Genomic DNA, 22205 nt, shown 5'->3' on the forward strand with positions numbered 1-22205 from the left:
CTGTCCACGTAGGGACGACCCGGTAACCGCGGGAATAGACTGAAGAGATGCGCGCAAGCGCAGCGGCCTGGATCACGTGCCCGGGCGTCACTACAGGAGAGACCATGCAGATACTCGCCGGCCAGATCACCATTCCGACGACGCGTTGTCGCGCCGACCAGCTCAGCCACCTGAGCCGGTTGGCGGAGCGTATGCGCGCGGCCTGTGACGATGGCGTGCCGGATCTGATCGTGCTGCCCGAGCTCGCCGCCCAGGAATATAGCGACGACGCCTTCGACTGCCTGGAGGCGCTGGACGACGATCTCGGCGGCCCGGTGGTCGAGGCCTTCGCCGGGCTGGCGCGCGAACTCGGCACCGCCATCGCCTTCGGCATGGCGCGCCGCGCGGGCGGCCGCCGCCATATCAGCCAGGTGCTGGTCGGCCCCGACGGCCGCCTGGCCGGCGTCTACGACAAGCTCCACTGCGCCCAGTTCGGGGCCTCCGGCGAGGCGGCCCACTTCTCGCCCGGCGAGCACCTGCTGGTCACCGAGATCGCCGGCTGGCGGGTCGGCGTGGTCATCTGCTACGACCTGCGCTTCCCGGCACTGGCGCGGCGCCTCGCCGCCGATGGGGTCGAACTGATCCTGCACCCGGTGGCTTTCACCCGCGACTTCAGCTTCGCCAGCTGGCACGCCTTCGTCACCACCCGCGCCATGGAGAATCAGCTCTATTGGTTGAGCCTGAACCGTGCCGGCGCCGAGTGGGGCCGGTCGCTGTTCTGCCCGCCGCTGGTCGACGACGAGCACCCTGCCCTCGCCTTCGGCACCGGCGAGGAGTGGCATCGGCTGACCCTGGACAAGGCGACGCTCGACGAGGCGCGCCGGCGACTGCCGCTCGGACCGGACCGTCGGGCAGACCTTGATGCCCTGCCGCTCTGGGCACCAGACTGAGGGCAGGCCAGGCCACCAAGGAGTCGCGTCATGACCGAGCGCATCGAGTGCGTCCAGGGCGATATCGCCCACCAGGCCGATATCGATACCGTGGTCAATGCCGCCAACGCCCAGCTGAGAAGCGGCGGCGGCGTGGCCGGCGCCCTGCACCGGGCCGCCGGCCCCGAACTCGCCGAGGCGTGCCGGCCGCTGGCACCGATCCGCCCCGGCCAGGCGGTGATCACCGAGGCCTTCGCGCTGCCCAACCGCCACGTGATCCACTGCCTGGGGCCGGTGTACGGCGTCGACGAGCCGGCCGACGAGCTGCTCGCGGCCTGCTACCGCCGCGCCCTGGAGCTGGCCGAGCGCCACGGCATTCCCTCGATCGCCTTCCCGGCCCTCTCCGCGGGCGCCTTCGGCTATCCGCCGGCCGAGGCGGCGCGCGTCGCGATCTCGACGGTGCTCACCACCCTGCCCCACTGCCCCGCCATCGAGCGCGTGCGCTTCGTGCTCTTCGATGCCACCAGCCGGGACCTGCATCGCCGCACCCTGGCCACCCTGCAGGACGGCCAGGCCCGAGGTGACGACTGAGCCCGTCGCGGCCCCAGCTACGCGACCCTGGCCTAGACGTTGTAGCCCAGCACCCCGGGCAGCCACAGGGCGATGGCGGGGAACAGCGCCACCAGCGCCAGGGCGGCCGCCATGGCCACCACGAACAGCAGCGCCCAGCCCACGGTCTGCTCCAGGCGGATCTTCGCCACCTCGGTGGTCACCATCAGGTTCACCGCCACCGGCGGCGTGAACTGGCCGATGGCGATGTTCATCGCCAGCAGGATGCCGAACCACACCGGGTTCCAGTCGAAGTGCTGCATCACCGGAATCAGGATCGGCATCATGATCAAATAGATCGAGATGGCGTCGAGCAGCATGCCGGCCAGCAGGACCGCCAGCATGATCAGCACCAGCAGCAGCGTGCCGTTGTCGGTGAGCCCGACGATCCACTCCGCCAGATGACGGAAGGTGCCGAGCATGGTGCCGGCCCAGGCGAAGATGCCGGCCAGGGCGATGATCAGCAGCACCACGCCGGAGATCACCGCCGCTTCGCCCAGCAGCTCCCAGAGATCCCGCCAGCGCATCTCCCGGGTCAGCACGAGGCCGACCAGGGCACCGTAGGCCACCGCCACCACGGCCGCCTCGGTGGGCGTGAAGAGCCCGCTGCGCAGCCCGCCGAGAATGATCACCGGGGCGAACAGCGCCGGCAGTGCCTGCCGGAAGCTCTCGCCCAGCGCCGGTCGCTCGACCCCGCCCGGGGCCTCCCAGCGATGGCGCCGGGAGAGCAGCAGCGCCGGCACCAGCAGCGCCGCCCCGGCCAGCAGTCCCGGGAAGAGTCCCGCCGCGAACAGCGCCCGCAGGTCGACTCCCGGCACCACGATGGAGTAGAGGATCAGCGCCACCGAGGGCGGGATCAGGATCGCCGTGGAGGCCGAGGCGGCGATCAGCGTGGCCGAGAAGGGCTTGGGGTAGCCGGCCCTGGTCATGCTCGGCAGCATCACCATGGCCACCGCCGCGGCATCGGCGGGGCCCGAGCCGCTCATCCCGCCCATGATCATGCAGACCAGCACCGCCACCACGGCCAGGCCGCCGTGGCGCGGGCCGATCAGCGCCTGGGCGAAGCGCACCAGCCGCGCCGCCACCCCGGCCCGCTCGAAGATCAGCCCGGTGAGGATGAACAGCGGGATGGCGATCAGCGGGTACTTGGCCACGCCGTTGTAGGTGTTGGTGCCCAACGTCGCCAGCATGGCGGGCGACAGCCCGGCCAGGATGCCGACGGCGCCCCCCAGGCCCAGCGCGAAGGCCACCGGGACCCCGCTGATCAGCAGGCCCGCGAAGGCCAGCAGCATCCACAGGTCAGGCGTCATCCTCGAGCCTCCCGCGCAGGCGATCCAGGGTCTGCTGCCCCTGGCGCAGCATCATCAGCGCCGAGAGCAGCGGCAGCCAGGCCAGGTACCACCACTGCGGCAGGCCGAGGCCCGGGGAGAGAGAGCCCCACTGGATCTCCTGCCAGGTCATCCGGGCGCCAAACCAGGTGATCAGCCCCAGCACCGTCAGGCCGCAGGCGCCCTGGAAGAGGATCAGGGCGCGGCGCGGCGCCGCCGGCAGGGCCCGTTCCAGCAGGCCGATGCGGATATGGCGATCGCGGCGCAGGGCCACGGCGGCGCCGGCGAAGGTCAGCACCACCAGCAGGAACACCGAGAACTCCTCGGTGAAGGCGAAGGAGCCGCCGGTGAGATAGCGCACCACCACGTTGGCGAGGCTGATCAGGCCGATGATCAGGATCGCCAGGGTCGCCAGCAGGCGTTCGAGTCTTGCGTCGGGGTGTTTCATGGGCGTCGGGTGTCCGAGGCGTGGAGACGAGATCGGCCCCGCAAGGGGCCGATAATGAGGGCCGATGGTGAGAGTCCGATCAGGACAAGCCGCCGAGCGGCCTAGGCGCCGGGGATCAGTCCGGCTGCATGTCGGAACGGGCGGCCTCGACGATCGCCTCGCCGATGCGCGGCACCCACTCGTCGTGGACCGCCTCGGTCGCCTCGACGAAGGCCTGGTGCTGGGCCTCGTCGAGCTCGGTGACCGTGACGCCGCGCTCCTGGATCGCCGCCAGTCGCGCCGGCTCCTCCTCGCGGGTCATGGCGATCTCCCAGGCACCGGCCTCCTCGGCGGCGTCGCGCAGGATGGTGCGCTCCTGATCGCTGAGCGACTCCCACACCTGACGGTTCACCGCGAACACCAGCGGATCGTTCATGTAGTTCCAGAGGGTCAGGTGCTCCTGCCCCACCTGGTCGATGCGCGCCACGTCGAACACCGACAGCGGATTCTCCTGGCCGTCGACCGCGCCGGTGGTCAGCGCCGGCTTGGCATCGGCCCAGCTCATCTGGGTCGGGTTGGCACCCAGGGCCGTGAAGGTGTCCTGGAACAGCGGCGAGCCCACCACGCGGATCTTCAGACCCTCGAGGTCGGCGGGCTCGTCGATGGGGCCCTGGGAGTTGGAGAGCTGGCGAAAGCCGTTCTCGCCCCAGGCCAGCGGCACCACGCCCCGCGACGCGATGGCCTCGAAGACGAGTTCGCCGGCCGCACCGCCGGTCACGGCATCGACCGCCCCCACGTCGGGCATGAAGAAAGGCAGCGAGAAGAGGTTGAGCTCCGGCACCTGGGGCGACCAGTTGATGGTCGAGCCGACGGCCGCATCGATCAGGCCCGAGCGCATGGCCGAGAACTCGCGGGTCTGGTCGCCGTTGACCAGCTGAGAGTTCGGGTAGACCCGCAGGGTCAACTCGCCATCGGAGCGCTCTGCCACCAGCTCGGCCCACTTCTCCGCGGCCTGCCCCCAGGGGAAGGCATCGGAGAGCACGGTGGAGACGGAGAGCTCGCGGGCCTGGACGGACGAGGAGAGGGAAACGCTGACGAGCAGGACGCCGGCCAGGGCGGCGGCGACTCTGCGAGCGGGGCGTGATGAAGGCATGGCGTGTCCTTGCGGTGTTGGGCGCGGGGAGCCCATCGGCGGCCTCCCCGGCGTCGTTGTTGTCAGGGCGTCATCGACGCCGCGAGCCTCAAGATGCCCTGTCATCCGAGGGTCATGCAAGACACGCCTGCGGCCCGCCCTGTCCCCGCATTCAACGGGCTTGCTATGCTGTGACGCTTTTCCCTGCCCCCCGAGGAGACACCGTGCCGCTTCGTGACCTGGCCCTGGGCCTCGCCGTCATCGCCATCTGGGCGCTGAACATCATCGTCATCAAGCTGGGCGTGGCCGAACTCCCCCCCTTGCTGCTGACCACGCTGCGCTTCGCCCTGGTGGCGGTCCTGCTGGTGCCGTTCCACCCGGTGGCGCGTCACCAGCTGCCCTTCCTGGCGCTGCTCTCGGTGACCTTCGGCTCGCTGCACTTCGCCCTGCTGTTCATCGGGCTCGGTCAGGCCGAGGCGGGCACCGGTGCCCTGCTGGTGCAGATGGGTACGCCCTTCGCGACCCTGCTCGCCGTGGTGTTCCTCAAGGAGCGCCTGGGGCCGCGTCGACTGGCCGGCCTGGCGCTCTCTTTCGCCGGGGTCGCGGTACTGGCCGGTGGCCCCACCCTGCCGTCGCCGCTGCCCACCGCCCTGCTGCTGACCAGCGCCCTGGGCTGGGCCATCTCGCAGCTGCTGATCAAGCAGGGCCCCAGCGTCTCGCCCATGGCGCTGGCCGGCTGGGTGGCGCTGTTCGCCACGCCTCAGGTGGCGCTGGGGTCCTGGTGGTTCGAGCAGGGCCAGTGGCAGGCCATCCAGGCGGCCGGATGGGCCGGCTGGGGCGCGGTGTTCTACACCGCGGTGATGTCCTCCATCGTGGCCTACGGCCTCTGGTACGGGCTGTTGCGCCGCCATCCGGTGAGCCGGGTCACGCCGCTGACGCTGCTGATGCCGGTGGGGGCGGTGCTGCTGGGGGCCTGGCTGCTGGGCGATAGCCTGGGCATCAACAAGCTGGCCGGGGGCGGCCTGGTGCTATCGGGACTGGCACTGATCACGCTGCGCCTCGGCCCGCGCCGCCCGGCATCTTGATCGAGGCGAGGCCTGATCAGGGCGTCGACGACTCGGCGGCCTGGCCCGCGCAGAGCCCGCCGCCGCCCGGCCAGCTGATGCAGTCCCCGGCCTTCACCCCCATCGCCTCGAAGGCGCCGGCGTTCACCTCCAGGGCCGCGCGGTAGGACACGCCGGGGCGGGTCACCGGGCAGTCGCCAGGTGAGTCGGCCGTGCAGGGCGTCATCTGGTGGATCTCGGCGATACGCCCGGCCTCATCGATGAAGGCGATATCCAGCGGGATCCGCGTGCGATACATCCAGAAGCCGTTGCGCGAGGGCTGGGGATGGCGATACAGGAAGAGCATGCCGGCTCCCTCGTCGAGGTGGTCACGCTCCATCAGGCCGCGGCTGCGCTCGCGGATGCTCCGCGCCACTTCCACCTGCAGGCGCTGCGGCCCCTGGGCACCGTGGATGACCAGCGGCATGGTCGCCAGGGCCTCGGCCTCCTCGGGGTCGGCGGCGATCAGCGGGCGCGGCAGCAGGCCGGCCGCGGGCAACAGGGCCAGGCCCAGCAGCAGCTGGCGACGGGTCGCATTCATGGGGGTCTCCTCAGCGGTCGGAAAGATCGTCAGGGTGGATATCGGCCGGCGCCCCCTCGGCGGGGGCGGGGGCAAGGGCGCCGGAGCGGGCATCAGCCTCGGGCATCAGGTGAATCCCGGCGGCGAGCAGCGAGACGCCGACCCGTTCGCCCCGGGCCAGGCCATTACGGCGCGCCGCATGGGTGGGCAACTCGAAGCGCAGGGTATCGTCGCAGTGATCGAAGCCCAGCGCCACGAAGCTGATGCCGCCGAGCACCGCCATCTCCACCACCCGGCCCTCGACGGGGTTCTCGCGCTCCCCTCGGGAGGGGCGGCCTCGACGGTGCAGCACCACGTCCGACGGCGGCAGGTACCAGCTGACCCGCTGTCCCGGCGACAGGCGCTCGAGGCCGTTCGCCACCTCCAGTCGCCAGGGCCCCCACTGCAGCCTCCGCCCCGCCGCGTCGTCCGTCACGCGGCCCACGAAGACGTTGTGGCGATCGAGCAGCCGCGCCACCGCCGGGCTCGCGGGGCGGCGGAAGAGCGCCTCGGCCGGGGCCTGCTGAAGGCTCTGCCCCGCATGCAGCACGCAGAGCCGATCGGCCAGGGCGGCGGCCTCGTCCAGGTCGTGGGTGACCAGCACGATGGGGATGCGGATCTTCTCGCGCAGCAGTGCCAGCTCCCTCTGCAGGCGCCGCCGGGTGACCTGATCCACCGCCGAGAAGGGTTCGTCGAGCAGCAGCACCCGGGGGTTGCGCGCCAGCGCCCGGGCCAGGGCGACGCGCTGCCGCTGGCCGCCGGAGAGCGCCGCGGGATAGCGCTCGGCGAGCCCGTCGAGGCGCACCCGGGCGAGCCACCGCTCGGCGGCCAGGCGTCGCTCCGCGGCGGGCAGGTGATCGAGCGCGACCATCACGTTGCCCCGCGCCGTCAGGTGCGGGAAGAGCGCATAGTCCTGGAACACCAGCCCCACCCGGCGCTGCTGGGGGGGCAGCGAGCGACCCGCCGCCGCCTCGAACCAGGTCTCCCCGGCACAGCGAATGATGCCGCCCGCCGGCCGGTAGAGCCCGGCGATGGCGCGCAGCAGGGTGGTCTTGCCGCTGCCCGAGGGGCCCACCAGCGCCAGCAGCTCGCCGGCCTCGCAGTGGAAGTCGGCGGCCAGCGGAATCGGCCCCGGCTGGTGCAGGCTGACCGCCAGCCGCTCGCCGTTCGCCTCCGGCGACGAGGTGCGATTCGACTCAGCCACGGCGCCACCTGCGTCGCCCGGCGAGCCCGTAGACCACGCCGATGGTCAGGAAGGAGACCAGCAGCAGCATGGCCGACATCACCGCGGCGCCAGACTCGTCGAAGGCCTGGACCCGATCGTAGATGGCGATGGCCAGGGTGCGGGTCTCGCCGTCGATGGCGCCGCCGACCATCAGGATCACCCCGAACTCGCCGAGGGTATGGGCGAAGGTCAGCGCCAGGGCCGAGACCAGCCCCGGCCACACCAGCGGCAGCTCGATGCGCCACAGCGTCTGGAACGGCGAGAGGCCGCTGCACCAGGCCGCCTCGCGCAGGTTGGGGGGAATCGTCTCGAAGGCGCGCTGGATCGGCTGAACGGCGAAGGGCAGGTTGGCGATCAGCGAGGCGAGCAGGATGCCGGTGAAGGTGAAGTTGAGCCCGCCGCCGGTCAGCGATTGCCAGAAGGCGCCGAACGGCGCCTGCGCCCCGAAGGCCTGCATCAGGTAGAAGCCCAGCACTGTGGGCGGCATCACCAGCGGCAGCGCCACCAGCGCTTCACAGAGCGCGCGGCCGCGAAAGCGCGACAGCGCCAGGGCGCGTCCCAGCCACAGCCCCAGCGGCAGCAGCAGCAGGCAGGTCAGCCCCGCCAGGCGCAGCGAGACCGAGAGCGCCGTCCAGTCCATCAGGCGCCGTCCGCCGTCGGCGGCTGGAAGCCGAAGCGTGCCAGGATCTCGCGTGCCTCCTCGCCCTGCAGCCAGGCGTAAAGGGCGCGGGCCGACTCGCTCGCGCCGGGCATCAGCGCCATGCGCTGGCGCAGCGGTGCGTGTCGGTCGGCGGGGATCAGCACGTGCTCGGCCCGCTCGGCGAGCGTCGGGGCCAGGGCCAGCGAGTAGGCCACCAGGCCCCCCCGGGCCTCGTCGGCCAGGGCGAAGCGCGCCGCCTGGGAGACGTTCTCGCCCATCACGCGAAGCGGCGCCGACGCCTCCCAGAGACCGGCCTGCTCGAGCGCCTGGCGCGCGGCGATCCCGTAGGGGGCGTGTTCCGGGTTGGCCAGCGCCACCCGCGGGCGCCCATGCCCCGCCCGATGGGCGGCGATGGCCGCCTCGACACCGGAGAGCGCCTCTTCCTCGCTCGGCAGCGCACCGCGCCCGGCCGGCTGGATCCAGGCCAGACGACCGACCGCATAGACCCGGCCGGCATCCTCCGTGAAGCCCGCCTCGTGCAGGGCCAGCACGCTCTGCTCGTCCGCCGAGAGGAAGAGCTCGAAGGGCGCGCCCTGGGCGATCTGTCGACGAAAGGTACCGGAGGCGCCGTAGTTGATGCGCAGCGGCGCGCCGCCCTGGGCGCGAAAGCGCTCGACCAGCGCGGGGAAGGCGAACTGCAGCGACGAGGCGACGGCCACGGTGGCCTGGCCGGCGAACGCCGGAGAGGCGATCGCCAACAGCCAGGCGGCCAGGGCGAGGCGAAACACTGCGGACATGAAGGGATCCCGAACCCGAGTCAATGAGCCAGCATTGTCGGCCAGCTCCGCGGAGGGAACAAGGCGGGTGACGCCGGGGCGCCACCCGCCTTGATGCGCATCAAGGCCGGGTCAGGCCTCGACCTCGCCGGCCTGGCCGAGGATCGCCATCAGGTCGATGCGGGTCTCCCGGGCGCTCAGGTCCAGCAGCGCCTCGAGGCTCTCCAGGTGCGCCAGGATGGCACTCCGGGCCGCCTCGCCCTCGCCCTGCTTGAGGGCGTCAAGCAGCACGGTGTGGTCCCCCTCCAGGTAACAGGAGCCGAGGCTCGGGCGCTTGTAGAGGGCGATCACGATGGAGGTGCGCAGGATCAGATCGGTGAGCATCGCCCCCAGCACGCGATTCGGCGACTGCTCGGCCAGCAGGTGGTGGATGGCCAGGGAGTGCTCGATGCGCGCCGGCTCGTCGCCGCGTCCGTGGGCCGCGATCTCGCGTTCGACCTCCAGCTCGAGCCGCGCCACCGAGGCGGCGTCGAGGCCGCCGGCCAGCAGCGCGGCGACCTCGCCCTCGACCAGGCGCCGGGCGGCGAAGGTTTCGCGGGTCTCCTCGACGCTCGGCGCGCGGACCCGCGCCACCTGGTTGGGGCGCTGGTCCACCACGTGCTCGGAGGCGAGCCGGGTGAGGGCCTTGCGCACCACCGACCGGCTGACCCCGAACACCTCGCCCAGCGTCACCTCCGGCAGGCGCGTGCCCGGCGGCAGGCGCTGCATCAGCACGGCGCGCCGCACCTGGTCGACGATATCCCGGTCGCTGATGCGACGCCCGGCCCTGACCTCCGCCAGCACCTCCTCCTGCCACTCCTCGTGCATGATCATTCCTCTAGGTTGTTTGCCGACAGCTTCTCATCCCGTCACCGGAATGGCCACAGCAGACAGACCTATCGTATACAAGAATCACGCCTCGGCCTGATGTTCCGTCCCCACGTCGAGGATCTTCAGGGTGTTGGTGCCGCCGTGGGCGTTCATGTGATCGCCCCGGGTGAGGATCACGTGGTCGCCCGGCTCGGCGATGCCCTGGCGAACCAGCAGCGCCAGGGCCCGGTCGTTGAGCTCGGCGGCCGTCATCTCGCTGGTGTCGAAGGGCAGCGAGACCACCCCGCGATAGAGCGCCATGCGCCGCTGGGCGACCGGGTTGTGGGCCAGGCCGATGATCGGCAGCCCCGAGCTGATGCGCGAGGCGATCAGCGGCGTGTAGCCCGACGCGGTCATGCAGGCGATGGCGGCCACGCCGGCCAGGTGGTTGGCGGCGTACATCGCCGAGAGCGCGATGGTCTCGTCGATGCGGCTGAAGCCCTCGTGGATGCGGTGGCCGGACTCCTGGGCGCGCCGTTCGCGCTCGGCCCCCAGGCACACCCGGTCCATCGCCTCGATGGTCTCCACCGGGAAGTCGCCGGCGGCGGTCTCGGCGGAGAGCATCACCGCGTCGGTGCCGTCGAGCACCGCGTTGGCCACGTCGAACACCTCGGCCCGGGTGGGCAGCGGCGACTCGATCATCGACTCCATCATCTGGGTGGCGGTGATCACCGCGCGGTTCAGGGTGCGGGCGTGCTTGATGATGCGCTTCTGGGTGCCGATCAGCTTGGCATCGCCGATCTCCACGCCGAGATCGCCGCGGGCCACCATCACCGCCTCGCTGGCGCGGATGATGCCGTCCAGGGTCTCGTCATCGGCCACCGCCTCGGCGCGCTCGAGCTTGGCCACCAGGCCGATCTCCTTGCCGGCCTCGCCGAGCAGCTCGCGGGCCTCGAGCATGTCGGCGGCGCTGCGCGGGAAGGAGATCGCCAGGTAGTCGACGCCGATATCGACGGCGGTCGCGAGGTCGGCGCGGTCCTTGTCGGTCAGCGCCGGGGCGGAGAGGCCGCCGCCCTGCTTGTTGATGCCCTTGTTGTTGGAGAGCTTGCCGCCCACCACCACGCTGGTGTGAATCAGGTGGTCGACGACGCGATTGACGTCGAGTACCAGCCGGCCGTCGTCGAGCAGCAGGCGGTCACCCGGGGCGACGTCGTCGGCCAGGGTCTTGTAGTCACAGCCGACCCGGGTGGCGTCGCCCTGGTCACCGTCCAGGCCCATGTCGAGGATGAAGGACTGGCCCTCCTCCAGGGTCACGGCGCCCTCCTTGAAGCGGGCGATGCGGATCTTGGGGCCCTGCAGGTCGCCCAGCGCGGCGACGCTGCGGCCCAGGCGCGCGGCGATCTCACGCACCCGCGCCAGGCGCTGGCGGTGATCGTCGGGCGTGCCGTGGGAGAAGTTGAGACGCACCACGTCGACGCCGGCGGACAGCATCTCTTCCAGCACGCCCTCCCGGTCGCTGGCCGGGCCCAGGGTGGCGACGATCTTGGTGCGGCGAATGGGGGCGTGAATCGGGGCGTGAGTCGGCAGCGTCATGAGGTCCTCGGCAGTACCAGGATGGCACGAAAATCGTTGACATTGGTGCGCGTCGGCCCGGTGACGATCAGGTCGTCCAGGGCCTCGAAGAAAGTATACGCGTCATTGCGTGACAGGTAGTCGTCGGGATCGAGTCCCGCCGCCTGCGCCCGCCCCCAGTCCTCGGGGGAGCAGTGCGCGCCGGCGTTGTCCTCGGAGCCGTCGATGCCGTCGGTATCCACGGCCACGGCGTGGATGCCGGGGGCGCCCTTGAGGGTCGCGAACAGGCCCAGCAGGTACTCGACGTTGCGCCCGCCGCGGCCATCGCCCTGGACGGTCACGCTGGTCTCGCCGCCGGAGAGGATCAGCAGCGGCCGCTCGAGGCCGTCCTGGGCACAGAGCGCCATGCGGCCCTGGGCGTGGCCCAGCGCGCGCGCCTCCCCTTCCAGGTCGTCGCCGAGCAGGCGCACCTCGATGCCGTCGTGCTCGGCGGCGGCCTGCCCGGCCGCCAGGGCGTCCCGGGCGCGGGCGAGGATCTCGCTCTCGTCCCGGGCGAAGCCGGCATCCTCGGGCCGGGGCGGCGTGGCCTGCCCCGTCAGGCAGCGGCGCACGCCGTCGGAGACCTCGATGGCGTGGCGCTCGAGGATCGCCAGGGCCTCGGCCGGACGGCTGGCGTCGGGCAGGGTCGGCCCGGAGGCGATCAGCGAGGCCTCGTCGCCGGGCACGTCGGAGATCAGCCAGGTCAGCACCCGGGCCGGGTGCGCGGCGGCCGCCAGGCGTCCGCCCTTGATGGCGGAGAGGTGCCGACGCACGGTGTTGATCTCGCGAATCGGCGCACCGGAGCGCAGCAGCGCCTTGTTGATCGCCTGCTTCTCGGCCAGGCTCACGCCGGGTGCCGGCAGGGTCATCAGCGACGAGCCGCCGCCGGAGACCAGCGCGATCACCAGGTCATCTTCCCCCAGGTCCTGCACGGCCTCGAGCATGCGGCGCGCCGCCCGCTCGCTGAGGTCGTCGGGCATCGGATGCGACGCCTCGAGGACCTCGATGCGCCGGCACTCACTCTCCGGCCCCTGGGGGCCCTGCCCTTGAGGACCATGGCCATAGCGGGTCACCACCAGGCCCTCGAGCGGCGCCTCGGGCTGATGGGCCTGCCAGCTGCGCTCCAGGGCCGCGGCCATGGCGGCGGCGGCCTTGCCCGCGCCGACCACCACGGTGCGACCGCGGGGCGGCTCGGGGAGCCGGTCGGGCAGCAGGGTATCGGGATGCACGGCCGCGATCGCGGTGTTCGCCAGCTGCCGAAGCCAGTCGCTCGGCGCCGCGAGTACGCCGTGAGAGACCTGGGGGCTGAGTGTGTTCATGGGAGTCTCCTTCACGAAAAAGGCCCGGTGACGGGAGGGTACTTCAGGGGGAACCCACCACCGGGCAACGATCGCCAGCGGCGACCCGGCAGGCGACGACCCGACGCCTGCCGTCAGGGAGCAGTCACCTCCCTGTCACCCGTCGGCCCACAATGACAGCCAACGGGTAGAGTTCACGACCTGTCATTGGACGTGTCGTCACTCAGTCCTGGCCGATCTCGTGGTTGGCCAGAGACTCCAGGGCACGCACCATGCCGGCGTGATCCCAGTCGGCACCGCCGTGGGCGACGCAGGACTGGAACAGCTGCTGGGCGTTGGCGGTACCGGGCAGCGAGAGGTTCAGGGTGCGCGCGCCTTCCAGTGCCAGGTTGAGGTCCTTCTGGTGCAGCTTGACCTTGAAGCCCGGATCGAAGGTGCGCTGGATCATGCGCTCGCCGTGCACGTCGAGGATCTTCGACTGGGCCAGGCCGCCGAGCAGCGACTCGCGGACCTTGGCCACGTCGGCACCGGCCCTGGAGGCGAACAGCAGCCCCTCGGAAACCGCCTCGATGGTCAGGGCGACGACGATCTGGTTGGCCACCTTGCAGGTCTGGCCGGCACCGTGTCCACCGATGTGGGTGATGGTCTTGCCCATCACCTCGAGGATCGGCTCGGCGCGCTGGAAGCCCTCCTCGGTGGCACCGACCATGATGGTCAGCGCGGCGTTGATGGCACCGCCCTCGCCGCCGGACACCGGGGCGTCGACGTACTCGCCACCCGCCTCATGAACGCGCTTGGCGAACTCCTGGGTGGGGATCGGCGCGATGGAGCTCATGTCGATCACCAGGGTACCGGGCTTGAGGCCCTCGATCACCCCGCCCTCGCCGAACAGCACCTCCTCGACGTCGGGGGTGTCCGGGACCATGGTGATGACCACCTCGGAGGCCTCGGCGACCGCCTTGGGGTCGGCCAGCGCCTGCAGGCCCTTGGAGGCCAGGGTCTCGTCCAGGGTGCCGCGCTTGACGGTGGTCAGCTCGTGGCCGGCGTCCAGCAGGTGCCCCGCCATGGGACGACCCATGATGCCCAGTCCGATAAAACCGATCTTGCTCATGATATCTCTCCTGTCACTTGCGTGATGCGTCGCAACGTTTCTCGATCTTTCCTGGTGCTAAACGCGTTACGAGCGATGGCAGGTCGGTCGCCGCCGGAGCGGAGGAGCCGGAGTGTACTTCAGTACATGAGGACTCCGAGCACCGCCGGCGATCGAGATGCCGAGCGCAGTAGCGTTTCAGCGAACGCCGTCCAGCCAGCCCAAGCCTTCCTGGGTGCCCGCCTTGGGCTTGTACTCGCAACCGATCCAGCCGTCATAGCCGAGACGATCGAGGTGCGCGAACAGGAAGGGATAGTTGATCTCGCCGGTGCCCGGCTCGTGGCGGCCCGGGTTGTCGGCCAGCTGCACGTGGGCGATGCGCGCGAGGTTCGCCTCGATTGTCGGGGCCAGATCCCCTTCCATGATCTGCATGTGGTAGATGTCGTACTGCAGCTTCAGGTTGTTCGAGCCCACCTCGTCGAAGAGCGCCAGCGCCTGGGCGGTGCGGTTGAGGAAGAAGCCCGGGATGTCGCGGGTGTTGATCGGCTCGGCGATCAGCAGGATGCCCTCGGCCGCGAGCTTCTCGGCGGCGAAGCGCAGGTTCTCGACCAGCGTCTGGCGCGCCTGGTCGTCGCTGACGCCCTCGGGCTTGATGCCGGCCAGGCAGTTGACCTGGGTGTTGCCCAGCACCTTGGCGTAGGCGATCGCGCGATCGACGCCGGCGCGGAACTCCTCGACGCGGTCCGGATGGCAGGCGATGCCGCGCTCGCCCGCGCCCCAGTCGCCGGCCGGCAGGTTGAACAGCACCTGCGCCAGGCCGTTGTCGTCGAGGCGCTTTCTGATCTCGGCGGCCTCGAAATCGTACGGGAAGAGGTACTCCACGCCCTTGAAGCCGGCCTTGGCGGCGGCCTCGAAGCGGTCGAGGAAGTCGACCTCGGTGAACAGCATGCTGAGATTGGCGGCAAACTTGGCCATGTGCATCTCCCTGTCTCTTTTCGTGTGTTTCAGCGTAGTCTCGGGGCTCGCCGCCGGTCCCCACCGGCGGCGCGCCTCCTGTCCCTCTCAACGAAGGGCAATTCAGCGCAGGGCGGCGATGGAGCTCGGGGCGTCGGCGACGTTCTCGGCCAGCGCCTCGAACTCGTTGATGCCGCCCAGGTCGGTCCCCATGGCGATGTTGGTCACCTTCTCGAGGATGACCTCGACCACCACCGGCACGCGATGCTCCTTCATCAGCTCGCGGGCCTCGGCGAAGGCCGGCGCGATCTGGTCGGGCTCGGTGACGCGGATCGCCTTGCAGCCCAGGCCCTCGACCACGGAGACGTGATCCACCCCGTAGCCGTTGATCTCCGGGCAGTTGATGTTCTCGAAGGCGAGCTGCACCTGGTAGTCCATCTCGAAGCCGCGCTGGGCCTGGCGGATCAGCCCCAGGTAGGAATTGTTCACCACCACGTGGAGGTAGGGCAGGTTGAACTGCGCCCCGACCGCCAGCTCCTCGATCATGAACTGGAAATCATAGTCGCCGGAGAGCGCGACGATGTCGGTGTCCGGATCGGCACGACGCACGCCCAGCGCGGCCGGGATGGTCCAGCCCAGCGGCCCCGCCTGGCCACAGTTGATCCAGTGGCGCGGCTTGTAGACGTGCAGGAACTGCGCGCCGGCGATCTGCGAGAGGCCGATGGTGCTGACGTAGCGGGTGTTCTTGCCGAACGCCTTGTTCATCTCCTCGTAGACGCGCTGCGGCTTGACCGGCACGTCGTCGAAGTGGGTCTTGCGCAGCAGGGTGCGCTTGCGCTCCTGGCACTCCTCGGCCCAGGCGCTGCGATCCTTGAGCTTGCCCTCGGCCTGCCACTCGCGGGCCACCTCGATGAACAGCTCGAGCGCCGCCTTGGCGTCGGAGACGATGCCGAAATCGGGGCCGAAGATGCGCCCGATCTGGGTCGGCTCGATGTCGACGTGAACGAACTTGCGATCCTTGGTGTAGGTCTCGAGCGTGCCGGTGTGGCGGTTCGCCCAGCGGTTGCCGATGCCCATCACGAAGTCGGACTCGAGCATGGTCGCGTTGCCGTAGCGGTGCGAGGTCTGCAGGCCGACCATGCCCGCCATCAGGCGGTGATCGTCCGGAATGGTGCCCCAACCCATCAGGGTCGGGATCACCGGCACGCCGGTCAACTCGGCGAACTCGGTCAGCAGGTCGCCGGCATCGGCGTTGATGATGCCGCCCCCGGCCACCAGCAGCGGCTTGTCGGCCTCGTTGAGCATGCCCAGCGCCTTCTCCACCTGGGCGCGGCTGGCGGCCGGCTTGTAGACCGGCAGCGGCTCATAGGTATCCGGATCGAACTCGATCTCGGTCATCTGCACGTCGATGGGCAGGTCGAGCAGCACCGGGCCCGGGCGCGCGCTGCGCATCAGGTGGAAGGCCTGCTGGAAGGCGCGCGGCACCTGGGCCGCCTCCAGCACGGTGATGGCCCACTTGGTGACCGGGCCGGCGATCGCCTGGATATCGACCGCCTGGAAGTCCTCCTTGTGCAGCTTGCCGGTCGGTGCCTGGCCGGTGATGCAGAGGATCGGAATGGAGTCCGCCGAGGCGGAGTAGAGGCCGGTGATCATGTCGGTGCCGGCCGGTCCGGAGGTACCGATGCACACGCCGATGTTGCCCGGCTGGGTACGGGTGTAGCCCTCGGCCATGTGGGAGGCCCCCTCGACATGGCGCGCCAGCACGTGGTCGACGCCCCCAACCTTACGCATCGCGGCGTAGAAGGGGTTGATGGCGGCGCCGGGCAAGCCGAAGGCGACATCGACGCCCTCCTTGCGCAGCACGTGAACGGCAGCTTCCGCGGCGGTCATGCGAGCCATGACGAATCCTCCAGTGGCGGGTTTTATTCTTTGGAAAATATTTCTGTATACAGAGACTAGGCGCCATTCCCAGGGTCCGTCAAGATTTTCTGGAAAACATTTCCAGCTTATTTTTAATCCAAAAAAAATCCATTAATATCAAAAAGATATATTAATGGAAAAAATTCCCAAAAATCACCGCACCGCCTAGCCGTCGACCGAGGTGCACTCCGGCATGGCCAACATCTTATCGAACAAGTGTATGCAATCCTTGCGAGCAGTGTGCGACAGAACGGGTCGTCGGGCGGCATGGTGCCGCGCAGCCCCGTCGCGAGAGCGAGGCGCAGGGAGGGGAAGTAAAGCGGTGAAAGGGGGATGAAACGGTGATGAGGACGGCACCAGGCGCCACGGCGCCCGAGGGCGCCGCGGTGTTGTGCGTCGTGCACGTGGAGAGGATCGGGTCGCGGGCCGGCTACGCCAGGTCCAGCGTTGCCTCGCCGAGGCCGGCGAAGGCGAGCCTTGCCCGCTGACCGGCACGCATCTCCACCACGCCGTTGAAGGTACCGGTGGTGATCACCTCGCCGGCCGCGATGCCCTGCCCCGTGGCCGCCATGTGATCGTTGATCATCGCCACCAGCAGCCGTGCCGGGTCGCCCCCCGGGTGGCCGCCCCGGCCCTCGAGCACCGCCTCGCCATCGAGCTCGAGGCGGTAGGCGGCGTCGCGCATCTGGCGAAGGTCCCCCGCCGGCGCCGCCTCGCCCAGCACGAAGGCGCCGTGGCTGAGCCCGTCGGCGAGCTGCCAGAGCGCCGGCACCGCCGGCCACTCGACGAAGCGGCTGTCGACCAGTTCGATGGCCGCGTGCAGGCTCTCGACCCGGGCGGCGACCTCGTCGAGCCGATAAGGCGTCTCCCGGCAGGGCAAGGCCTCGCCCATCACCACCGCGAGCTCCGGCTCGAGGAAGACACGATGGAAGGCGTCGCGGGCGAAGCGCCCCGGCGAGGCCTGGCTGCCCTCGGCGAGCAGCCGCGAGTAGCGCGGCGTCTCGCCCGGCACGATGCCGCCGAGCTTCCAGCCGCTGGGCGTGCCCAGCGCGGCGGAGACCCGCGCCTGCACGGCATAGGCCTCGCGTTCGCCCTCGAGCGCCAGGTCCGTCGGCACCGGGATCATCGCCGCGGGAGGATAGGCCGCCAGCAGGCGCTTGGCGGCGCGGTCGATCCGCTCGTCGGTTCGCTCGTCGATTCGCTCTTCCTGGGCCATGCTCAGAACCCCTTCGCCTGGCCGCGCGGCCGGGCGGGCGTGGGCTTGTCGCAGGTCAGGAAGCGACCGTGGCCGGCCGGCGCGGTGAAAACGCCGTCGCGGGATACCGTCCGGCCGCGGCACAGCGTCAGCACCGGCTTGCCGGTGAGTTCCACGCCCTCGTAGGGGGTGTAGTCGACGGCGTGGTGCAGGTCGGCGTTGCGGATGGTGGTGCGCGCGGCGGGATCCCAGAGCGTCAGGTCGGCGTCGCTGCCGATGGCGATGGTGCCCTTCTGCGGATAGAGGCCGTAGATCTTGGCCGGATTAGTGGCGGTCAGGGCCACGAAGCGCGTCGGGTCGATGCGCTCCTTGACCACCCCCTCGGAGAACAGTATCGAGAGCCGGGTCTCGAGCCCCGGGATGCCGTTGGGGATGTGCTCGAAGCTCGCCGACTCGCCGTGCAGCTTCTTGCCCTGAGGGTCGTCGAAGCGGAAGGGGGCGTGGTCCGAGGAGAACACCTGGAAGACGCCGCTCTCCAGGGCCTGCCACACCGCCTCCTGGGCCGCCGCGTCGCGGGGCGGCGGGCTGCACACGCACTTGGCGCCCTCGAAGCCCTCCTGGTCCAGATCGGCGGCGGTCAGCATCAGGTACTGGGGACAGGTCTCGCCGTAGACGCGCAGCCCGCGGCCCTGGGCCCAGCGGATCTGCTCGATCGCCTCGGGGCCGGAGACGTGCACGATCAGCAGCGGCACGTCGATCAGCTCGGCCAGCGAGATGGCCCGGTGGGTGGCCTCGCGCTCGGCGATCGCCGAGTGCGCCACGCCATGGTAGTAAGGCGAGGTCTGGCCCTGGGCCTCGAGCAGCTCGGTCAGGTAGGCGATGCAGTCGGCGTTCTCGGCGTGGACCATGACCATGCCGCCCTCGCGCCGGGCCATGGCCAGCACGTTGAGCACCTCGCGGTCGTTGAGCTTCAGGTCGTCATAGGTCAGGTAGATCTTGAAGGAGCTGTAGCCCTCGTTGATCAGCGCCGGCAGCTCCTCCTTGAGCACCGTCTCGGTGGGGTCGGTGACGATCATGTGGAAGGCGTAGTCGATGAAGGCCTTGCCGTCGCTGCGCCGGTGGTAGTCGTCCACGGCGGCGCGCAGGCTCTGGCCCTTCTGCTGGGCGGCGAAGGGGATCACCGTGGTGGTGCCGCCACAGGCCGCCGAGCGGGTGCCGGTGTAGAAGTCGTCGGCCATCACCGCGCCGTCGCCGAGCGGCTGGTCGAGATGGCAGTGGGCGTCGATGCCGCCGGGCATCACCCAGAGCCCCTGGGCGTCGATGACCTCGTCGGCCTCGCCCAGCGCCTGGCCTAGGGCGACGATGCGCCCGCCCTTGATGCCAATGTCGGCCGTGTAGCGGTCGGCCGCGGTGATCAACTGGCCGTTCTTGATGATGGTGTCGAAGCGTGACATGTCGCGTGCCTCGTCAGGGGTGTCGGAATGGGCCGGCGAGTTGCCGGCCGTGAGAGCGTCAGGGCCCTAGCCCATGGCCTCGGGGAGCCACAGCACCAGGCCCGGCCAGAGGATGATCAGCGCCACGAAGGCCAGCATGATGGCGAGGAACGGCAGGCTGCCGAGCATCACGTCGGAGATCGAGCCACGTCCGCGCACGCCCTGCACCACGTAGAGGTTCATGCCGATCGGCGGGGTGATCAGCGAGATCTCCATCATGATCACCAGGAAGATGCCGAACCACACCGGGTCGAAGCCGAACTGCACCACCATCGGCACCACGATGGGCACGGTGGCGATCATCATCGACAGCGTCTCGAGGAAGCAGCCCAGCACCAGGTAGAAGATCACCAGCGCGAGGATCAGCCCCAGCGGCGAGAGCCCCAGGTCGGCGACCCACTGGGTCAGGGTGTGGGGGATGCCGAGGATGCCGACGATGTAGTTGAGGAAGAAGGCCGCCACGATGATCAGCATGATCATCGCCGTGGTCCGCGCCATCGACAGGAAGCACTCGTGCAGCATGGTGAGCGTCAGCTTGCGGTTGATCGCCGCCAGCAGCAGCGCCGCCACCACGCCCAGCGCCGCGGCCTCGGTGGGCGTGGCCCAGCCGCTGTAGATGCTGCCGATGACGATGGCGAAGACGAAGGCCGGCGGCAGCAGGTCCACCAGCGAGGCGAGCCGTGCGCGCAGCGCCACCCTGGGCTCGCGCTCGCCGGCGACCTCCGGGCGCAGCAGGCTGAACGCCATGATCGCCAGCATGAAGGCCCCGGCCAGCGCCAGCCCCGGCAGGATGCCGGCGATGAACAGCTTGCCGATGGAGGTGTTGGTGATCGCGCCGTAGATGATCATGTTGATGCTGGGCGGGATCAGGATGCCGAGCGTCGCCCCGGCGGCCAGGGTGCCCAGCGCCAGACGCTCGCTGTAGCCGCGCTCGGCGAAGGCCGGCAGCGCCACGGTGCCGATGGTGGCGGCGGTGGCGACCGACGAGCCGGACATGGCGGCGAACACCGAGGAGGCGCCGATGTTGGTGTGCAAGAGCCCCCCGGGCATGCGGTTGAGCCACACCGAGAGCGCACTGTACATCCGCTCGGTGATGCCGCTACGAAGGAGTAATTCCCCCAACAGGATAAACAGCGGGATGGCGGTGAGGATGAAGTCGTTGAGGGTGCCCCACAGGGTGTCGCCGAAGGAGTAGAGCAGCGGCGTGCCCAGGTACATCAGGGTGCCCAGGGCGGCGACCGAGAAGATCGCCACCGCCACGTGGATGCCGGCAGCCATCATGCCGAGCATGATGCAAAAGCCGATCAGGACCTCGAGTGCGCCGATCATGTCGCGTCACCTCCCTGGGTGGCGGGGGTAGCGGCGGGAGCGGTCGGGGAGACGCTGCCGCCGTAGTCCTGCTGGGCCTCGTCCAGCTCGTCCTGGGCGCTGCGCGGGCCATAGTCCCGGTTGAGCGCGCGCACGCGGCCGGTGACCAGCTGCGCCAGGGCATGAAGGGCCAGCAGGCTGGTGAGCAGGGCAAACACGGCGAGGCCGATCACCCACAGGCTCTGGGGGATCCACAGCGGGGTCTGCAGCGGGGTGCTGGCCAGGCTGCCGAACTCCAGGGTCTCGTGGAGCGTCTCGATCGCCCGCCACAGCATGAACAGCGAGAAGGCGGCGAGCATCAGCATCGCCGCGGCGTTGAGCGGCGCCTGCAGCAGCGCCGGCAGCCGCGCCATCAGCACGTCGACCCGGGTGTGGGCGCGGTGCAGCAGGGCGTAGGCGAAGCTGAACGAGACGCCGATCGCCAGCACGTAGCCGCCGATCTCGTCGACGCCCTGCAGGGAGAAGTTGAACAGCTTGCGCGCGATCACCTCGAAGGTGATCAGCAGCGACAGGCCCAGCGCGGCGTAGCCGGCGGCCACGGCGGCGCCGTGGGCCAGGCTGCGGGCGAGCCAGTAGGGATTCCGGGGTAGCATCGGGCACCTCCAGGGGCGCCCCGGCCGCGGCCGGGGCGCGAATTGACGACGCTTACTGGATGCTCAGGCCGGCGGACTCGCCCACGGTGCGATTCCAGACCGCGGCGCAGTCGTCGTACTGCTGACTGCAGGTCTCGGCCCACACCGGCAGTACTGCCTCGCTGGTGATCGACTCGACGAGCTCGCGGGAGCTTGGGTCGATCTCCACCAGGTCCATGTCGTAGGCCTCGTGATTGGTGCAGCTCTCCTGGCCGGTGTTGCAGGCGATGGCGTCGTCGTTGACCTCGGAGGCCAGTCCCCACATCTGTGCTTCCAGGCGGGCGAAGGCCTCGGTCAACTCCTGCTGCTGGGCCTCGCTGAAACCGTTCCAGGTGTCGAGGTTCATGAAGTGGCCCTGCACCGAGTAGGCCAGCGGCAGCGGCACGAAGGTGTCGGTGACCTCCGGCCACTTGCCGTTGTTACCGGCGGAGGGCGCGGTCACGCCGCAGTCGGCCACGCCGCGCTGCAGGGCCAGGTAGACCTCGCTGAACTGCAGGGTCACCGGGGTGGCGCCGAGGCCTTCCACCAGGCGCGACATGGAGGGGGTGAAGACGCGCACCTTCTTGCCGGCGAGGTCCTGGACGCCGTCGATGTCGCCATTGCAGAACATCATCTGCGGGCCGAAGGGCCAGAGCGTCATCAGCTTGGCATTGAAGCGCTCCTGCAGACGCGCATCGAACGCCTCGCGCACCGCATCCACCGCCTCGCGCTGGGCATCCAGGCTCGGCGACACGCCGGCCAGGTCGATGCCCTCGAAGAAGGGCTCGTCCCGGGAGGCCATGCCGATCTGCACCGACATCACGTCGAAGGCGCCGGAGCGGATCAGGCGCAGGGCGTCGGCCGCCTCGACGCCGATGGCGTCCATGGGGTTGTAGACGACCGCCAGGTCGTCCCGGGCGTTCAGCTCGTTGAAGAACGGCCGCTCGACCTCCTCGACGTGCAGCTTGTTGCCGGAGAAGTTGCCGACGGTGCGCAGCATGGTCTCGGCCTGGGCCAGGCCGCCGAGCAGCAGGCCGGTGGCCAGCGTACCGCCGAGCGCGATCTGTTTGGGGGTCATGGTTGGCATCGGGTCACCTCGTGATTGGGAT

The 22205-nt window shown here is 70.0% G+C and carries 21 protein-coding genes; 3 read left to right on the forward strand and 18 right to left on the reverse strand.

Features of this window, described 5'->3' with window-relative positions; genetic code table 11:
* Positions 1–104 precede the first annotated feature (104 nt).
* Both ACGTNG_RS01695 and ACGTNG_RS01700 read left to right on the forward strand, forming a co-directional pair.
* Positions 105–929 carry a carbon-nitrogen hydrolase family protein gene (locus ACGTNG_RS01695; protein ID WP_394575104.1) on the forward strand — a complete coding sequence of 275 codons (825 nt, stop codon included), beginning with the start codon at positions 105–107 and terminating at the stop codon, positions 927–929.
* A 30-nt stretch (positions 930–959) separates the two neighbouring features.
* Positions 960–1499: a macro domain-containing protein gene (locus ACGTNG_RS01700; protein ID WP_394575105.1), complete on the forward strand. Its 540-nt coding sequence runs from the start codon at positions 960–962 to the stop codon at positions 1497–1499.
* 32 nt (positions 1500–1531) lie between these two features.
* On the opposite strand, the gene ACGTNG_RS01705 is transcribed toward ACGTNG_RS01700, so the two are convergent.
* The 3 genes from ACGTNG_RS01705 to ACGTNG_RS01715 form a co-directional block, all read right to left on the reverse strand.
* A complete protein-coding gene (locus ACGTNG_RS01705; RefSeq protein ID WP_394575106.1) occupies positions 1532–2827 on the reverse strand; it encodes a TRAP transporter large permease in 1296 nt (431 codons plus the stop codon).
* Positions 2817–3293, reverse strand: a complete 477-nt coding sequence (locus tag ACGTNG_RS01710; RefSeq protein ID WP_394575107.1) for a TRAP transporter small permease — start codon at positions 3291–3293, stop codon at positions 2817–2819. Before ACGTNG_RS01710 ends, ACGTNG_RS01705 begins: the two co-directional genes overlap by 11 nt.
* A gap of 115 nt (positions 3294–3408) precedes the next feature.
* On the reverse strand, positions 3409–4425 hold the full coding sequence (locus ACGTNG_RS01715; protein WP_394575109.1) for a DctP family TRAP transporter solute-binding subunit: 1017 nt from the start codon (positions 4423–4425) through the stop codon (positions 3409–3411).
* Between the two features lie 203 nt (positions 4426–4628).
* Between ACGTNG_RS01715 and ACGTNG_RS01720 the strand changes: the two genes are divergently transcribed.
* Positions 4629–5489, forward strand: a complete 861-nt coding sequence (locus ACGTNG_RS01720; protein WP_394575110.1) for a DMT family transporter — start codon at positions 4629–4631, stop codon at positions 5487–5489.
* Positions 5490–5505: 16 nt separating this feature from the next.
* Here the strand turns inward: ACGTNG_RS01720 and ACGTNG_RS01725 are convergent, their stop codons facing one another.
* The 15 genes from ACGTNG_RS01725 to ACGTNG_RS01795 form a co-directional block, all read right to left on the reverse strand.
* A complete protein-coding gene (locus tag ACGTNG_RS01725) occupies positions 5506–6048 on the reverse strand; it encodes a DUF192 domain-containing protein (protein WP_394575111.1) in 543 nt (180 codons plus the stop codon).
* Positions 6049–6058: 10 nt separating this feature from the next.
* A complete protein-coding gene (locus tag ACGTNG_RS01730; protein ID WP_394575112.1) occupies positions 6059–7270 on the reverse strand; it encodes an ABC transporter ATP-binding protein in 1212 nt (403 codons plus the stop codon).
* Entirely contained in the window at positions 7263–7931 is a 669-nt protein-coding gene (gene modB / locus ACGTNG_RS01735; RefSeq protein ID WP_394575114.1) for a molybdate ABC transporter permease subunit, read from the reverse strand. Before modB ends, ACGTNG_RS01730 begins: the two co-directional genes overlap by 8 nt.
* Positions 7931–8728 carry a molybdate ABC transporter substrate-binding protein gene (gene modA, locus ACGTNG_RS01740; protein WP_394575115.1) on the reverse strand — a complete coding sequence of 266 codons (798 nt, stop codon included), beginning with the start codon at positions 8726–8728 and terminating at the stop codon, positions 7931–7933. Before modA ends, modB begins: the two co-directional genes overlap by 1 nt.
* A gap of 111 nt (positions 8729–8839) precedes the next feature.
* Positions 8840–9574, reverse strand: coding sequence for a GntR family transcriptional regulator (locus ACGTNG_RS01745; protein WP_394575116.1), 735 nt, complete (start codon positions 9572–9574; stop codon positions 8840–8842).
* A gap of 84 nt (positions 9575–9658) precedes the next feature.
* Positions 9659–11149 carry a pyruvate kinase gene (pyk, locus tag ACGTNG_RS01750; protein WP_394575117.1) on the reverse strand — a complete coding sequence of 497 codons (1491 nt, stop codon included), beginning with the start codon at positions 11147–11149 and terminating at the stop codon, positions 9659–9661.
* The gene (locus tag ACGTNG_RS01755) at positions 11146–12486 is read right to left on the reverse strand and encodes a glycerate kinase type-2 family protein (RefSeq protein WP_394575118.1); all 1341 of its coding nucleotides are present in this window, start codon (positions 12484–12486) and stop codon (positions 11146–11148) included. The genes pyk and ACGTNG_RS01755 overlap by 4 nt, the downstream gene beginning before the upstream one ends.
* Before the next feature lie 202 nt (positions 12487–12688).
* Entirely contained in the window at positions 12689–13576 is an 888-nt protein-coding gene (locus tag ACGTNG_RS01760) for a 2-hydroxy-3-oxopropionate reductase (RefSeq protein ID WP_394575120.1), read from the reverse strand.
* Between the two features lie 177 nt (positions 13577–13753).
* Positions 13754–14530 carry a hydroxypyruvate isomerase gene (gene hyi / locus ACGTNG_RS01765; RefSeq protein ID WP_394575121.1) on the reverse strand — a complete coding sequence of 259 codons (777 nt, stop codon included), beginning with the start codon at positions 14528–14530 and terminating at the stop codon, positions 13754–13756.
* A gap of 102 nt (positions 14531–14632) precedes the next feature.
* Complete coding sequence (gene gcl / locus ACGTNG_RS01770) at positions 14633–16408, reverse strand: glyoxylate carboligase (protein ID WP_394575123.1); 1776 nt, start codon at positions 16406–16408, stop codon at positions 14633–14635.
* Positions 16409–16859: 451 nt separating this feature from the next.
* Entirely contained in the window at positions 16860–17645 is a 786-nt protein-coding gene (locus ACGTNG_RS01775) for a 2-keto-4-pentenoate hydratase (RefSeq protein ID WP_394575125.1), read from the reverse strand.
* A 2-nt stretch (positions 17646–17647) separates the two neighbouring features.
* A complete protein-coding gene (hydA, locus tag ACGTNG_RS01780) occupies positions 17648–19078 on the reverse strand; it encodes a dihydropyrimidinase (RefSeq protein WP_394575126.1) in 1431 nt (476 codons plus the stop codon).
* Positions 19079–19144: 66 nt separating this feature from the next.
* A complete protein-coding gene (locus tag ACGTNG_RS01785) occupies positions 19145–20446 on the reverse strand; it encodes a TRAP transporter large permease (RefSeq protein WP_394575127.1) in 1302 nt (433 codons plus the stop codon).
* Positions 20443–21078, reverse strand: coding sequence for a TRAP transporter small permease subunit (locus tag ACGTNG_RS01790; RefSeq protein WP_394575128.1), 636 nt, complete (start codon positions 21076–21078; stop codon positions 20443–20445). Before ACGTNG_RS01790 ends, ACGTNG_RS01785 begins: the two co-directional genes overlap by 4 nt.
* Positions 21079–21130: 52 nt before the next feature.
* Positions 21131–22174 (reverse strand): TRAP transporter substrate-binding protein, encoded by a 1044-nt coding sequence (locus tag ACGTNG_RS01795; RefSeq protein ID WP_394575129.1) that lies wholly within the window; start codon positions 22172–22174, stop codon positions 21131–21133.
* Positions 22175–22205: the final 31 nt, after the last annotated feature.

Source organism: Halomonas sp. B23F22_3 (assembly GCF_043496965.1).
GTDB lineage: Bacteria > Pseudomonadota > Gammaproteobacteria > Pseudomonadales > Halomonadaceae > Halomonas.

Bases quoted from the DNA above. Each gene is read 5' to 3' on its own strand.
- ACGTNG_RS01695 (WP_394575104.1), top strand. From the start codon at position 105: ATGCAGATACTCGCCGGCCAGATCACCATTCCGACGACGCGTTGTCGC.
- ACGTNG_RS01700 (WP_394575105.1), top strand. From the start codon at position 960: ATGACCGAGCGCATCGAGTGCGTCCAGGGCGATATCGCCCACCAGGCC.
- ACGTNG_RS01705 (WP_394575106.1), bottom strand. From the start codon at position 2,827: ATGACGCCTGACCTGTGGATGCTGCTGGCCTTCGCGGGCCTGCTGATC.
- ACGTNG_RS01710 (WP_394575107.1), bottom strand. From the start codon at position 3,293: ATGAAACACCCCGACGCAAGACTCGAACGCCTGCTGGCGACCCTGGCG.
- ACGTNG_RS01715 (WP_394575109.1), bottom strand. From the start codon at position 4,425: ATGCCTTCATCACGCCCCGCTCGCAGAGTCGCCGCCGCCCTGGCCGGC.
- ACGTNG_RS01725 (WP_394575111.1), bottom strand. From the start codon at position 6,048: ATGAATGCGACCCGTCGCCAGCTGCTGCTGGGCCTGGCCCTGTTGCCC.
- modB (WP_394575114.1), bottom strand. From the start codon at position 7,931: ATGGACTGGACGGCGCTCTCGGTCTCGCTGCGCCTGGCGGGGCTGACC.
- modA (WP_394575115.1), bottom strand. From the start codon at position 8,728: ATGTCCGCAGTGTTTCGCCTCGCCCTGGCCGCCTGGCTGTTGGCGATC.
- ACGTNG_RS01745 (WP_394575116.1), bottom strand. From the start codon at position 9,574: ATGCACGAGGAGTGGCAGGAGGAGGTGCTGGCGGAGGTCAGGGCCGGG.
- pyk (WP_394575117.1), bottom strand. From the start codon at position 11,149: ATGACGCTGCCGACTCACGCCCCGATTCACGCCCCCATTCGCCGCACC.
- ACGTNG_RS01755 (WP_394575118.1), bottom strand. From the start codon at position 12,486: ATGAACACACTCAGCCCCCAGGTCTCTCACGGCGTACTCGCGGCGCCG.
- ACGTNG_RS01760 (WP_394575120.1), bottom strand. From the start codon at position 13,576: ATGAGCAAGATCGGTTTTATCGGACTGGGCATCATGGGTCGTCCCATG.
- hyi (WP_394575121.1), bottom strand. From the start codon at position 14,530: ATGGCCAAGTTTGCCGCCAATCTCAGCATGCTGTTCACCGAGGTCGAC.
- gcl (WP_394575123.1), bottom strand. From the start codon at position 16,408: ATGGCTCGCATGACCGCCGCGGAAGCTGCCGTTCACGTGCTGCGCAAG.
- ACGTNG_RS01775 (WP_394575125.1), bottom strand. From the start codon at position 17,645: ATGGCCCAGGAAGAGCGAATCGACGAGCGAACCGACGAGCGGATCGAC.
- hydA (WP_394575126.1), bottom strand. From the start codon at position 19,078: ATGTCACGCTTCGACACCATCATCAAGAACGGCCAGTTGATCACCGCG.
- ACGTNG_RS01785 (WP_394575127.1), bottom strand. From the start codon at position 20,446: ATGATCGGCGCACTCGAGGTCCTGATCGGCTTTTGCATCATGCTCGGC.
- ACGTNG_RS01790 (WP_394575128.1), bottom strand. From the start codon at position 21,078: ATGCTACCCCGGAATCCCTACTGGCTCGCCCGCAGCCTGGCCCACGGC.
- ACGTNG_RS01795 (WP_394575129.1), bottom strand. From the start codon at position 22,174: ATGACCCCCAAACAGATCGCGCTCGGCGGTACGCTGGCCACCGGCCTG.